At 52.9% G+C, this 14,259-nt stretch carries 12 protein-coding genes and 1 pseudogene; 1 reads left to right on the plus strand and 12 read right to left on the minus strand.

From position 1 onward, the window contains the following. Positions 1–4: 4 nt before the first annotated feature. From ACMAZB_RS11330 to gyrA, 12 genes and pseudogenes are all read right to left on the minus strand, one after another. Positions 5–349, minus strand: coding sequence for a ComEA family DNA-binding protein (locus tag ACMAZB_RS11330; protein ID WP_435217266.1), 345 nt, complete (start codon positions 347–349; stop codon positions 5–7). Positions 350–450: 101 nt separating this feature from the next. Continuing rightward, on the minus strand, positions 451–1,152 hold the full coding sequence (gene pyrF, locus ACMAZB_RS11335) for an orotidine-5'-phosphate decarboxylase (protein WP_435217268.1): 702 nt from the start codon (positions 1,150–1,152) through the stop codon (positions 451–453). Then, positions 1,145–2,356 (minus strand): lipopolysaccharide assembly protein LapB, encoded by a 1,212-nt coding sequence (gene lapB / locus ACMAZB_RS11340; RefSeq protein ID WP_435217270.1) that lies wholly within the window; start codon positions 2,354–2,356, stop codon positions 1,145–1,147. Before lapB ends, pyrF begins: the two co-directional genes overlap by 8 nt. Next, positions 2,349–2,654 (minus strand): LapA family protein, encoded by a 306-nt coding sequence (locus ACMAZB_RS11345; RefSeq protein ID WP_435217271.1) that lies wholly within the window; start codon positions 2,652–2,654, stop codon positions 2,349–2,351. Before ACMAZB_RS11345 ends, lapB begins: the two co-directional genes overlap by 8 nt. 2 nt (positions 2,655–2,656) lie before the next feature. Next, the gene (gene ihfB, locus ACMAZB_RS11350) at positions 2,657–2,953 is read right to left on the minus strand and encodes an integration host factor subunit beta (RefSeq protein ID WP_435211938.1); all 297 of its coding nucleotides are present in this window, start codon (positions 2,951–2,953) and stop codon (positions 2,657–2,659) included. Between the two features lie 294 nt (positions 2,954–3,247). After that, positions 3,248–4,920 (minus strand): annotated as a pseudogene (gene rpsA / locus ACMAZB_RS11355) (30S ribosomal protein S1). 94 nt (positions 4,921–5,014) lie between these two features. Then, on the minus strand, positions 5,015–5,707 hold the full coding sequence (gene cmk / locus ACMAZB_RS11360) for a (d)CMP kinase (RefSeq protein ID WP_435217273.1): 693 nt from the start codon (positions 5,705–5,707) through the stop codon (positions 5,015–5,017). Next, complete coding sequence (aroA, locus tag ACMAZB_RS11365; RefSeq protein ID WP_435217275.1) at positions 5,704–7,005, minus strand: 3-phosphoshikimate 1-carboxyvinyltransferase; 1,302 nt, start codon at positions 7,003–7,005, stop codon at positions 5,704–5,706. The genes cmk and aroA overlap by 4 nt, the downstream gene beginning before the upstream one ends. Next, on the minus strand, positions 7,002–7,940 hold the full coding sequence (locus ACMAZB_RS11370; protein ID WP_435217277.1) for a prephenate dehydrogenase: 939 nt from the start codon (positions 7,938–7,940) through the stop codon (positions 7,002–7,004). Before ACMAZB_RS11370 ends, aroA begins: the two co-directional genes overlap by 4 nt. A gap of 12 nt (positions 7,941–7,952) precedes the next feature. After that, complete coding sequence (pheA, locus tag ACMAZB_RS11375; protein ID WP_435217278.1) at positions 7,953–9,056, minus strand: prephenate dehydratase; 1,104 nt, start codon at positions 9,054–9,056, stop codon at positions 7,953–7,955. A gap of 3 nt (positions 9,057–9,059) precedes the next feature. Continuing rightward, the gene (gene serC, locus ACMAZB_RS11380) at positions 9,060–10,136 is read right to left on the minus strand and encodes a 3-phosphoserine/phosphohydroxythreonine transaminase (RefSeq protein ID WP_435217280.1); all 1,077 of its coding nucleotides are present in this window, start codon (positions 10,134–10,136) and stop codon (positions 9,060–9,062) included. A gap of 3 nt (positions 10,137–10,139) precedes the next feature. Continuing rightward, a complete protein-coding gene (gene gyrA, locus ACMAZB_RS11385; protein WP_435217282.1) occupies positions 10,140–12,770 on the minus strand; it encodes a DNA gyrase subunit A in 2,631 nt (876 codons plus the stop codon). Positions 12,771–12,902: 132 nt separating this feature from the next. On the opposite strand from gyrA, the gene ACMAZB_RS11390 reads away from it, so the two are divergent. After that, on the plus strand, positions 12,903–14,249 hold the full coding sequence (locus ACMAZB_RS11390) for a TRZ/ATZ family hydrolase (RefSeq protein WP_435217283.1): 1,347 nt from the start codon (positions 12,903–12,905) through the stop codon (positions 14,247–14,249). Positions 14,250–14,259 lie beyond the last annotated feature (10 nt).

Raw genomic sequence — 14,259 nt, forward strand, 5'->3', positions numbered from 1 at the left:
AAGATCACTCAAGAACAATGCGATCGCGATTACGTGCAATGATTGATTCGCCAACACCCTTAACTTCGACGAGCTCGTCAATCGTCTCAAACGGCCCGTAGGACTCCCTGTGTTCCACAATTCGATAGGCCTTCGCCAGACCCACCCCAGAGAGGCCCTCGGATAAAAGCTCGGGGGACGCCGTGTTGATGTTGATCGATTGCACCTGGCTAAAAGCTGGTGGACTCGAGACTGCCAGAGCAAAACAAAGCGCACCAACACCCACAATTTGGTGTAGTGGGAACAGTGCGTAAGACGTGGCCAAAATTCTACCAATTGATCGGTTGAAAACAGTGGTGACGATAGACATCGCAATATACTCCTGTTGTTTGACGTAACGAGCCTTAGGTGACTCGCAAACAGGCTATAAAATGAAGCCACTGCCATGGACATCAGTGCTCTCCGTTGCCCTCACTCGGGCTCCAGAGATGACAAAATACGCTTTATTGCAGCTATGGGGTCTGTTGCCGCCGTAATGGAACGTCCCATGACCAAATAGTTTGCACCCGCGGCGATCGCAGCAGCAGGATCGACAACTCGCTTTTGATCACCCATGGCATCCCCTTTTAGACGAATGCCCGGCGTCACCAAAGCAAACGCCGGATCTACAACTTTTCTCAGCTCCGAAGCCTCTTGTGCAGAACACACAACACCATCGAGCCCAGCTTTTTCGGTCAGCTTCGCCAGCGCCACAACCCGTGCCAACGCTGCCCCTTGAAAACCCACCTCCGCAAGATCCGCCTCCGCCATACTGGTAAGAACGGTCACGGCGGTCAGTAGTGGCTTATTTTGGCGACCCACCAACGCCTCACGGGCAGCGTTCATCATCGATGAGCCCCCACTCGCATGAACATTGGTCATCCAAACACCTAGGTCTGCCGCAGCAGATACGGCATTTGCAACCGTGTTGGGAATGTCATGAAACTTAAGATCTAAAAACACATCGAAACCACGTTTTACAAGCTGCTCAACCGCGCTGGGGCCAACTCTGGTAAATAATTGCTTCCCCACCTTTACACGACACAGTGACGGATCTAACTGATCGGTCAGCCGCAAAACACTGTCGATATCGTCAAAATCAAGCGCGACAATCAAAGCTTTGTGATCAACCATTTAACGCCTCCCCTGTTGTTCCCAAGTCGCGAATAGTGCCCCAATGCTTACAGCCCGGACAATACCAATGCAGCTGCTGGTTACGAAATCCGCAGTGAGTACAGCGATAAGAAAACCTTTGATCAATAATTTTCTCGATGGTTTCTCGCTCCAAAGACTCATCATCCCCTGCTTCTGTCGAATCGTGCAGACTCATGAGCAATGCAACACCACGCAGTGAGGGTTTATCTCTCAAGCTAAGTCTCAGGAAATCTTTTGCCGCATCTTTGCCAATCGTGGCGTGCAGCTCATCAACAATCGCCAGCGCCAAAGGCGTTGTCGGTGCTTTTTCAAAACAACTCTCAAGATAAGACCGCAAATTATTTCTAGTACCCACCGAATCCATCGCCTTCCTCATGAGGGGGATGATCTCTGCCAAGTACTCGGGAGCTTGATCGAAAACTGTTTTCAGCGCCTTAATGCTTTGCTCTGGCTGCCCCGCCGATAACTCAAGGGCCCCCAGTGATAGGGTGGCACGAGCACAAGACTTATCGTAGCGTAAGGCCTTCGCTAACAGCTCTCGTCCCCCTCCATAGTCACCAGCTGATCGTGCCAACTCGGCCTGCTCGCAACAATAGTGCGCCAAAAGCACGCCGACAGGCTGGCCCACCTCATCGGCTGTGTTGACAGCAGACTTCATCAAAGTTCGCTTTGGGAGAAGTTCCTCAGCAACCTCGCAGGCTGCTGACCAGTCGCTTTGCGCTTCGTATATTTCGAGCAAGTGACGTCGCGCTACTCTGCGGTGATTACCCGATTCAGCCACAAGATCGATCAACAGCTTCTCAGCCCGGTCGAAGAGCCCTGCAGAGATATAATCTCTAGCCAGCTCAAGGTGGGCGAGATGTAGCTGCGTCTGCGGCAAACTTGGACGAGCCAACAAATTTTGATGAACTCTTATCGCCCGCTCCACTTCGCCACGGCGGCGCAATACGTTACCCAATGCAATATGGGTGTCAAAGGTCTCCGCATTCACCTCCAATGCCTGGGTAAAAGCATCGATTGCGTTGTCCTGCCGGCCGTCAAGAAGAAAGTTTAATCCCCGATAATATTCGGAAGGTGGCTGTGCTGAACTGCCCCAAACCAAGGGGCGGTTGCCGCGCCGCCCCAGCCACCAGCCAGCTGCGATGGCCGCAGTTAAGGTCAGTAATAAAAAAAGGTCAGTCACTCTCGCTAAGCCCAAAACGCCGCAGTCGGCCTACTTCGAGCTCAAGCTTTTTATGTTGACGGCGCAGACGTGCGTTGCCCGCTCGCTGTTTAAGGTTCACCACCGCCCCACCCAGTAAACCGACGACACACCCCGCCGCGAAAAACAGAAGCACCCAAAGCGCAACGGCACGTTCTGATAGCTGGACAACCAGTAAATCAAGGGGGACGGGAGCGGTATTTTGGAGCGTAAACAGCGCTCCCAGCACAACAGCAGCGCCAATAATAAGCAGACTCAGCAAAACTCGCAGAAGTGCCACGATCAGAAACCCGCTTTTAATGAACGGTTAACGCGTTCTCGCAGTTCCTTACCCGGCTTGAAATGAGGAACGTGTTTCCCTTCCAGCTCAACACTATCTCCAGTCTTTGGGTTTCGCCCTTGGCGAGGCTCTCGATAATGCAAAGAAAAACTACCAAAGCCGCGAATTTCAATGCGCTCACCGCCAGACAGTGTCTCGGCCATGTGGTCAATCATTAACTTCACAGCGAGTTCCACATCTTTGGTACTCAGCTGGGACTGCTGGGAGGCTATTAATTCAATGAGCTCGCTACGGGTCATGGACTTATATTCAACGCTTGGAAGTGCTTATTTTCTAACGCCAGCAAAATCTTTTCAAGTTACTAATTTTCATAACTTTTTTGACTCGAAACTATGAAGTAAAGGTCCAAAAGTCGCTCCACCAAGCTCGAGTAGGTCTCGAGGGCACTCGCAACGGGTTGCGAAGGCTACCTATCCGTGGTGACGGCAGAAGCCAAAACCCGAAATTTTCATGTCTATCAGCGCACCGAGGACAAAGTCATAGGCAAAAAAAAGGCCGGCTTAAAGCCGGCCTCTAGACAAAGCACGAATCGCTTACTGACTGTCCATTTTCGCCTTGATCAGGTCGCCAATAGTACCGGGAGAGGCAGCCTCGTCTTGCTGCTTGAGTGTTTCAACAGCCTCTTTCTCGTCTTCGATATCCTTGGCTTTGATTGACAGCCCAAGAGTACGGTTCTTACGATCAACGTTGGTGATTTTGGCTTCTACCGCATCACCCACATTAATGACCGAACGCGCATCTTCAATGCGGTCGACGCTAATGTCGCCCACCTTCAGATACCCAGAAACTTCGTCTGACAGCTTAATCAGAACACCCTTAGCGTCAACTTCCAACGCTTTTCCGGTGACGATAGTGCCGCGATCGTTATCGCTTACGTAGAGAGTGAAAGCGTCCTCTTCCATCTGCTTGATACCGAGGGAAATTCGTTCGCGCTCTGGATCGATCGACAAAATTACTGTCTCAATCTCGTCGCCCTTCTTATAGTTACGAACGGCCTCTTCACCGGTTTCATTCCAGCTGATGTCGCTCAAATGCACCAAACCATCAATAGCGCCGTCTAGGCCGATAAAGATACCAAAGTCAGTAATTGACTTGATGGTGCCCGAGATGCGATCGCCCTTGGCATGATCAGACGCAAAAGCGTCCAGGGGTTCTGGGTGCACTGCTTAATACCCAGAGAGATGCGTCGACGGTCTTCGTCGATGTCGAGAACCATTACCTCGACTTCATCACCCAGCTGCACGATCTTTGAGGGGTGAACGTTTTTGTTGGTCCAGTCCATCTCAGAGACGTGTACCAAACCTTCAACACCCTCTTCAATTTCAGCGAAACAACCATAATCAGTCAGGTTAGTGACCTTGGCGTTAACCCGAGCACCCTCAGGGTAACGGTTAGTGATCTCCACCCATGGATCTTCACCCAATTGCTTCAGACCCAATGAAACGCGATTACGCTCACGATCAAACTTAAGGATTTTGACATCCATTTCCTGACCGACTTCTACGATCTCACTGGGGTGCTTGATGCGCTTCCAAGCCATATCGGTAATGTGTAACAAGCCGTCCACACCGCCAAGGTCCACAAAAGCACCGTAGTCGGTAAGGTTCTTCACAACACCTTTGACCGACATGCCTTCTTGCAGATTTTCGAGCAGCTCTTCGCGCTCCTGACTGTTAGCGGCTTCCATAACGGCACGACGCGAAACGACAACGTTGTTACGCTTCTGATCAAGCTTAATGACCTTAAATTCGAGCTCCTTGCCCTCTAGATGCGTCGTCTCACGAACTGGACGCACGTCGATCAAGGAACCGGGCAGGAAGGCTCTGATAGATTCAATATCAACAGTAAATCCGCCTTTGACCTTGCCATTGATAATGCCGGTTACAACTTCGTCTGCAACATGTGCTGCTTCAAGACGCTTCCAAGCCTCGGCACGCTTGGCCTTTTCACGAGAAAGCTTAGTTTCGCCAAAACCATCTTCGACAGTCTCGAGGGCCACCTGAACTTCGTCGCCGATATTAAGTGTGCACTCACCGTTAGCATTGGTGAATTGGTCGAGCGGGATGACACCCTCTGACTTCAGGCCTGCGTGAACAGTGACCCACTCGTTATCAATATCTATGACAACACCGGTTACGATCGAGCCGGGCTCCATATCGACGGTTTTTAAGCTTTCTTCAAATAATTCTGCGAACGATTCGCTCATGGGACGTTCCTGTTGTTGCGGCATACATATGCCTAGCCAATCTCCAGATAAGATTGGGTCTGCTCAAATTAGCGGTTGCCGAGGTATCTGGCCTTCAGTTCGGCGACCGCGCTATAAGCCCTTTATCAGCTGCTAATTCCAGCACGCGGTCACAAACCGCATCTACAGTAAGTGTAGAGCTGTCTATAAGTACCGCATCTTTGGCAGCGACCAGCGGCGACGCGGAGCGGTTGGTATCACGCTCATCACGCTCGTTGATGGAATCCAAAAGGCGCGGCAGGCTAACACTTTCGCCTTTCTCGAGCAACTGTGCTTGACGCCGGCGGGCCCGAGCTTCAGCAGAGGCGGTCAGGAAAATTTTTAGCACTGCATTGGGAAAAACGACAGTGCCCATGTCTCTTCCGTCCGCCACAAGCCCAGGAAGCGTCGCCATAGAACGCTGGCGATCGAGTAACGCCACCCTTACCTTCGCCAATACCGCTACCGCAGACGCCCCACGGCTGCCATCTTGCGAACGAATTTGCGCTGTTACGTCTTCGCCTTCAAGCCACACGGAGACACCTGCAGGCGAGGGCACAAACCGCACATCAAGGGTCTCAGCGACCTCAACAACACGCGACTCGTCTTGCCAGCTGATATCCCGTAGCACACAAGCGTGACCCACTATGCGGTACAGAGCGCCACTGTCCAGTAAGTGCCAACCCAGAGTTTCGGCCAACCTTTGGCTCAAGGTCCCTTTGCCGGCACCGCTGGGGCCGTCAACACAGATAACCGGCACTTTACTCATCGATGAGCGTCAAGCTTAAGGCCGGCACTTGATATCAGCTCAGCAAAACCCGGAAACGACGTGGCGACATGGTCACAATCAAGCACTTCAATAGCAGCTGAGGCCCGTAACCCCGCAACGGCGAAAGCCATCGCAATACGGTGATCATGAAACGTGTTTACCGAGCCGCCCCCTAATTGACCGCCCTCAATAACAATGCCATCTGAAGTGGGCTCGTTTTTTATTCCGAGAGTGCTCAGCCCCTCTGCCATTGCAGCAATGCGATCGCTCTCTTTAACGCGAAGCTCGCTGGCACCGCGCAATATCGTGGTGCCAGAGGCACAAGCAGCTGCAATAAAAAGGGCGGGAAACTCATCAATAGCGAGGGGCACTTCATCTTCTGGAATATCAATTCCGTGAAGTGGCGCATAGCGAACCTGCAAATCTGCCACCGGCTCTCCGCCAATCTCTCGAGGGTTCAGCACCGAAATATCAGCCCCCATCAGGGTCAATATATTGAGCACACCCACTCGAGTGGGGTTCATACCAACATGCTTCAAAAGCACATCTGAGCCAGGAGCTATACTGGCGCCCACGAGTAAAAACGCCGCAGAAGAAACATCTGCCGGTATATCGATAGAAGTCCCTACCAGCCGACCACCACCATCAAGGCCAATTACACCATTGGTAGAATCAACATCGTAACCGAATCCACCCAGCATCCTCTCGGTATGGTCTCTCGTGGGTGCTGGCTCGGTGATCGAAGTCCTGCCCTTTGCATACAAGCCCGCTAACAACACGCAAGACTTAACCTGAGCACTGGCTATCGGTAAGTCGTAGTGAATTCCCTGCAAATCCTGTCCACCGGAGATCACCAGCGGTGGGCGCCCCTCAGACAAGGATTCGATGCGAGCACCCATTTTTGACAAGGGGTTAATCACCCTGCCCATAGGCCTTTGCATCAGTGAAGCATCACCGATCAGTTCAGAATTGAAGGTTTGACCCGCCAAAATTCCTGCAAAAAGTCGCATGCCCGTACCGGCATTCCCTAAATCCAAAGCCTGCTGCGGTGCCGCTAGGCCGTGTAAACCTACGCCTGTGATCGTCAAACTCCCGGCTTCCGGGCCGTCTATTGCCACGCCCATCTGCCGAAATGCTGCGATAGTCCTCAGCGCGTCCTCACCCTCGAGAAAACCCGTTACCTCGGTTGTGCCCTCAGCTAACGATCCGAGCATCACCGCTCGGTGAGACATAGATTTATCGCCGGGAACACGGTGTTCACCCGTCAACTGGCCTCCGGGTTGCACAACAAACTTCATGGAGTGTCTTGTCCTTTATCAGGTTCGTTGGTTTCGGATAACTGTGTAATCACACTTGAATCGAGAGGATTCAATACTGCATCGTGGGCTCGTCGTACCGAACGGCACGTCGTAAAGTAGCGCTCGAGCTGCTCCCCATCACCCTCTGCGATGAGCGCTTTAAGCAATGACAGCTGCGCCTCTACCGCCGTCATTGCGTCAATGAGCGATTCCTTATTAGTCAAAGCCACATCGCGCCACATCACGGGATCTGAAGCGGCGATACGAGTCATATCACGCAATGCACCCCCGCCATGGCGCATAGGACTTAAAGCGTCAGCATCCAAGGCCTTTGTTAGAGCATAGGCGAGCATATGAGGAGAATGACTACTTGCCGCAAGCGCAGCGTCGTGATCTGAAGCCGACATAATCGTTACCCGCGACCCAACACTTTCCCACATGGCGGCCACCCACTTCAGTGCCTCAGGATCCGTGGTGTCATCTGGCGTCAGAATAGCCTCGCGGCCATCAAAGAGATCAGCTCTAGCCGCCGTGACACCGCTGTTTTCCGACCCGGCTATGGGGTGTCCCGGAACAAAGCGTGGGTAACTGTCCGTCATCTGATCAATAACCCAGCCTTTCATGCTGGCCATGTCAGTAACAATAGGTGTCGCATCCGTGGCCTTTAACAAGGCCGGCAACCTGGCCAACAACTCTCCGGTGGAAATCGGCGGAGCGCCAATAATGAGGACGTCAGAACCTTTGATCGCCTCGCTCAGCTCTAGCTCGTAGCCATCAATAACGCCCAGTGCTAGGCCCCGCTCCAGACTAGGAGCTCGCGGTCCCCAGGCCGTAATCTGGCCCACCCAGCCGCCGCGCTTGAGGGCAAGAGCCAAGGATCCCGAGATTAAACCCAGTCCTAAAAAAACAACGTTCGCAGTATTGATGGGCGCCATGAAGTTAGGGCGCTAAATGGGAGCACAAGGGTAGGAACCAAGTCGCTTCAGCATAATCGACTGCTCCTCGAGTTCGTTCATTATTTTATCCACGATTTGATCTTCGAGATGGCCCTCAAATTCGATGTAAAACACATACGTCCATTTTTCAGTTTTTGAAGGCCTTGAGTCAATCCGCGTCAGGCTGATGCCCGCATTTTCGAACGGCCTCAACAAATTAAGCAGCGCGCCAGGGCGATTACGACTGGCGATGATGACCGAAGTTTTGTCCTGTCCGCTGGCGGGAACAAAGTCACGACCCAAAACTAAAAACCGCGTCGTATTACTCGCGTAATCCTGAATCGATACTTCGCGCTTCTCGAGGGTATACATTTCAGCCGCTATGTCGCCGGCTATAGCCGCCACACCAGACTCAGACTGTGCTCGTCGGGCCGCCTCACCATTACTCGCAACCTGCTCTAGCGGTACTTGCGGCAAGTGGGTTTCCAACCAAGTTCGGCACTGAGCTAGCGCTTGTGGATGACCGCAGATTTTCATGATCTCACCATCACCCGTGGTCAAACCCACGAACAAATGGTGAACAACCGGCAGCTCTACCTCGCCCACAATATGCAAGGGCGACTCGAGAAAACAATCCAACGTCTGACCGATCATCCCCTCAGTTGAATTCTCAACCGGCACCACTCCAAAGTCACAACGACGCTCTTCAACCTCTCTAAACACCCCTTGAATCGAGGATTGAGCTTGAGGCAAAGCAGATTGACCAAAATGCTTGCGGGCTGCGGCCTGAGTGTAAGTGCCAACGGGCCCCAAAAAGGCGACCGTCAAAGGTTTTTCGAGCGCCAAGCAACTCGACATGATTTCTCGAAAAATACGGACCATGTAGTCCCCCGGCAAAGGTCCGGGATTTTTTTCATGGATTGCACGAAGCACCTGCGCCTCACGCTCAGGGCGATAAAACAGTGGCGAAGCTTGGGTGTCTGACTGAACGGCCGCCAGTTTGATCTCAGCAACCTCTTGAGCACAACGCGCGCGGTCGCTGATCAGAGATAGCAACTGCCCGTCGATATCATCAATACGAGCACGAATGGCCTCTAGTTGCTCATCAGTCGCCATGGTTCAACCGTAACGTTGCTCAAACTCAGACATAAAAGTACACAGCGCCTCTACTGCAGCCTCAGGCACTGCGTTGTAAATGCTGGCGCGCATACCACCTACCGAGCGATGTCCCTTTAGATTAGTCAGCCCCGTCTGCTCCGCCTCATCAAGGAATACTTTGTCTAGCGCTGAGTCGGCCAGGGTGAACGGTACGTTCATCCAAGAGCGCGCCGACTTACTCACGGGGTTACTGTAAAAATCTGAGTTATCAATGTGGCCATATAGACGCGCCGCTTTCCGTGCATTAATTGCGCCCATGACCTCAAGGCCACCCAGAGATTCAAGCCACTCAAAAACCAGACCCGTCAAATAAACGGCGAAGGTTGGTGGCGTGTTATACATCGACCCATTAGTGGCGGCAGTCTCCCAGTTCAGCATCGCAGGACAGCTAGAACGAGCTTGACCCAGCAGCTCTTTTTGAACCACTACCAACGCCAAACCAGCAGGACCAATATTTTTTTGTGCGCCAGCATAAATCACGCCAAATTGAGTGACATCGACGGGGCGCGATAACAGTGTCGATGACATATCGGCAACGAGGGGCGAATCAACCGCAGGCACGTCGGAAAACTCCAGTCCACCAATGGTCTCGTTCGGGCAATAGTGAAAATAACGCCCTCCACCTAGCGACCAACCATCCCTTGGAGGAATTGACATGAAGTTGTCTTCGGCACCATCTGCAACGCAGTTTGCATTGACAAATCGAGCCCCCTCCGCCAGAGCTTTTTTCGACCACTGCCCGGTTACCAAGTAATCTGCACTGTCGGTGTCTGAACTCAAATTTAGGGGCACGGCAGCAAACTGCTGACTCGCACCACCTTGCTGAAATAACACCGCGTAGTCGTCAGGCACACCAAGCAGGCGCCGTAAGCGACTCTCAGCTTGTTCCATAACGTCAATAAAGGCTTTACTACGATGGCTTAGCTCCATGACTGAGGCACCCTGCCCCTGCCATTCCAGCAATTCCTCCTGAGCCCGTGTCAGTACCGCTTCAGGTAGGGCGGCCGGACCAGCGCAAAAATTATAAACTCGCGACACGATTTAAGACTCTCCAGTATCGTCGCTAGCCGGTGACACCTCTGGCTCAGGGGAAGCCACAGACTCGGCTAACTCTGCGTCTGGAACTGCATCATCGTCTTCAACAATTCGACTCAAGCGCACCAGCTTTTCGTCCTCACGGGTTTTAATGACGCGAACACCCTGGGTATTACGACCCAGAGTCGAAATCTCCTCAACCCGCGTTCTTACCGCAGTGCCTTGGTCTGAAATCAACATGATTTCATCCCCAGCAGAAACTTGAACGGCGCCAACCAATGGGCCATTTTTAGCGGTTGTCGCCATCGCGATCACGCCCTTGGTACCACGGCCCTTGCAAGGGAATTCCGCGGTGTCTGTGCGTTTCCCGTACCCTTTCTCACTCACGGTTAAGATAGTGCTTTCCGTCTGTGGAACGATAAGTGAAATCAAGCGATGTTCATCGCCCAACTTTATGCCCCTCACACCCCGTGCCGTGCGGCCCATGGCGCGAACGGCCTGCTCTTGGAACCTGACCGCCTTGCCCTCACTAGACAACAGCATGACATCACAGCTGCCATCGGTGACCGCAGTTCCCACCAGCCAATCATCTTCCTCTAACTCAAGCGCTCGCAGGCCGACGCTGCGCTGCCGTGCAAATTGCTGCATGTCGGTTTTCTTGACGATGCCACGTGCCGTCGCCATAAAAATAAAGTGGCCTTCCTCATAGCCCTCTACCGGCAGGATCGAGGTGATGCGCTCACCTTCATCGAGGGGCAGTAAATTGACCATGGGGCGACCCCGTGCGTTACGACTAGCCAGAGGAATATGGAAAACCTTTAACCAGTAAACCTTACCGAGATCTGAGAAGCACAAAATAGTGGCGTGGGTGCTCGCAATGAGCAGGTGCTCCACAAAGTCTTCATCCTTTACAGAGGTAGCTGATCGCCCTGTGCCACCCCGGCGCTGTGCCTGATAATCCGACAAGGATTGGGTTTTTGCGTAACCACCGTGGGAGATTGTCACCACGCGATCTTCTTCTGTAATCAGATCCTCCACGCTCAGATCGTGGGTGGAGTCGGTGATCTCAGTCAGTCGATCATCGCCAAATTCCTCGACTAAATCTTTTAGCTCATCACGAATAACCTGACGCAAGCGATCCGGATCTTGGAGTATTTCTAAATACCCGGCAATTTCGACCAGTTTGTCCGAGTATTCTTGTAAGAGCTTTTCGTGCTCAAGGCCGGTCAACCGATGCAGTCGCAATTCCAGAATCGCTTGAGCCTGCGCGGGTGACAGGAAGTACTCACTGCCATGCAAACCAAACTCTTTGGGTAGGTCGTCGGGGCGGCAAGCGTCCTCTCCAGCACGCTCCAGCATTCCAGTAACCTCTCCAGACAGCCAGGGCTTAGCCACTAAGCCAGCTTTGGCGTCGGCGGGTGTGGGCGACGTTTTGATCAGCTCAATGACTTCATCAATATTCACCAGAGCTATGGCAAGCCCTTCAAGTACATGCCCCCGCTCTCGCGCTTTACGCAATAGATAAACGGTTCTTCGGGTAACTACCTCCCGCCGATGGCGAACAAACGCCTCGATCATTTCCAGCAAGTTTAGAGTGCGGGGCTGACCGTCAACCAACGCCACCATGTTAATGCCGACAACCGATTGCAGCTGTGTTTGGGCGTATAAATTATTGAGGACAACGTCACCCATCTCACCGCGGCGTAATTCAATAACGACTCTCAATCCGTCTTTGTCAGACTCATCTCGCAGCTCAGTTATGCCTTCAAGCTTCTTTTCCTTCACCAGCTCGGCAATGCGCTCGATCAGGCGAGCCTTGTTCAACTGATAAGGAATTTCGTGGATAATTATGGTGTCTTTACCGCGACTTTCGTCGGTGATGACCTCCGCTCGCGCCCGCACATAAATTCGCCCGCGGCCTGTGCGATAAGCCTGAACGATGCCAGCTCGCCCATTAATGATCGCGCCCGTCGGAAAGTCAGGCCCTGGGATGTATTCCATAAGCCCGTCGACATCTATCTCAGGGTTGTCAATAAAAGCTAAACAGCCCGCCACGACCTCTCTGAGGTTATGGGGAGGAATGTTTGTCGCCATTCCTACCGCAATACCCGAGGAACCATTGATTAACAGATTGGGCGCCCGAGTCGGCAACACCACTGGGATCTGCTCAGAACCGTCGTAATTATCGACAAAATCAACAGTTTCCTTGTCGAGGTCCGCGAGTAGCGCGTGGGCCAGCTTGCTCATGCGGATTTCGGTGTAGCGCATGGCTGCGGCAGAGTCCCCATCTATTGAGCCAAAATTTCCCTGCCCATCAACGAGGGTGTAGCGCAATGAGAAGTCCTGGGCCATGCGAACAATCGTGTCGTATACCGCCGAATCTCCATGGGGGTGATATTTACCAATCACGTCACCCACGATTCTGGCCGACTTTTTGTAAGCCTTGTTCCAATCGTTGTTGAGTTCATTCATCGCGAAGAGCACGCGGCGGTGCACAGGCTTGAGGCCATCACGCACGTCAGGCAGCGCACGCCCTACGATTACGCTCATAGCGTAGTCCATGTACGACTGCTTGAGCTCGTCTTCGATGTTTACAGGAAGCACTTCACGTGCGATTTCCTTGGGTGTCTCTGCCATTAGAACCGCTTTGTCTGATCGGGGGAGTTTCCAGCACCGCTGGAGCTGACAAGCATATCAAATTCAGCCCCTCGAGGCCATCTTCGCGAAGCATTGCGGGCAAGGGCACAAGGCAACGGTTATACTCTCCCAATGACCCAATACAACCCATCATCTGCTGCCGATCTGGTTATCCATCCTGAATGGATCGTACCCGTGGTTCCCAAGGGCGCAGTCCTCACAGGCCACAGCGTCATCGTTAATGACGGCGGCATTACAGGCATCGTTCCCACCGAGGAAGCCCAAAAAGTTCAAGCAACTGAGCACCTAAATTTACCCGCACAGGCGCTACTGCCAGGGCTCATTAATGCCCATGGCCATAGCCCCATGACCCTACTCCGCGGCTTTGCGGATGACGCCCCGTTAATGACGTGGCTACAAGACCACATTTGGCCTTTGGAGGCGGAGTTTGTTTCTGAGGCCTTCGTCCGCGACGGGACCGATCTTGCACTTTTAGAGCTAGTGATGGCTGGGACAACAACGTTCAGTGACATGTATTTTTTTCCAGAGGTCACTGCTCAAAGGGCAGATCTAGCAGGGCTGCGAGCACAATTGGTGTTCCCCGTTATTGACGTTGCCACAGCCTGGGCGAGTGACAGCGAGGCTTGCTTGGATAAGGGTCTGGCCCTTCGTGACGAATATCGAGACCACGCGCTAATTCAGGTGGGGATAGGCGCTCACTCCACATATAGCGTGCCGATAACCACACTGCAAAAAATCGCCACCCTAGTTCACGAACTCGATGCCCCATTACAAATTCATTTGCATGAGACAGAAAGCGAAGTCACGACGGCCCTAAAAACCCAGGGCGAGCGCCCAATCAATCTTTTAAACCGTTTGGGTTTATTGGGGCCACGGACTCAGTGTGTGCATATGACAGCGCTGTCGGATGACGATATTGGGCTATTGGCCAACAGCAACAGCCACGTCATTCACTGTCCGCGATCCAACATGAAGCTGGCCTCTGGCATAAGCCCAGTAGATCGGCTTCTCAAAGCGGGAGTAAACGTCGCCTTGGGAACAGACGGTGCCGCCAGTAATAATCGACTCAATATGCTCGCAGAACTGCAAATGGCGGCGTTACTGGCTAAAATCGAGGCACAAGAAGCAACTGCACTTTCAGCAACGGCAGCATTGGAAATCGCGACCCTCGGCGGAGCCCGTGCCCTGGGACTCGAAACCGAACTAGGCTCAATAGAGCCCGGTAAAGCTGCTGATCTGATTGCGATCGATTTAAGCCAGCCCCACACCCAGCCACTGAACAACGTGATTTCACAAGTCGTTTATGCAACCAGCGGCAGCGAATTGACACACAGCTGGGTCGCAGGACAAGCGCTGGTCCGGGATGGCCAGCCCCTCACGCTGGCGCCGGCGGATATCCTAGCTCGTGCCGCCAGCTGGCCTAAGAAATTCAGAGCCCACCAAGGCTTTATTGACTAACTGGAAGTAG

It is taken from the genome of Luminiphilus sp. nBUS_07, from assembly GCF_051201685.1.
In the GTDB taxonomy this organism is placed as follows: domain Bacteria; phylum Pseudomonadota; class Gammaproteobacteria; order Pseudomonadales; family Halieaceae; genus Luminiphilus.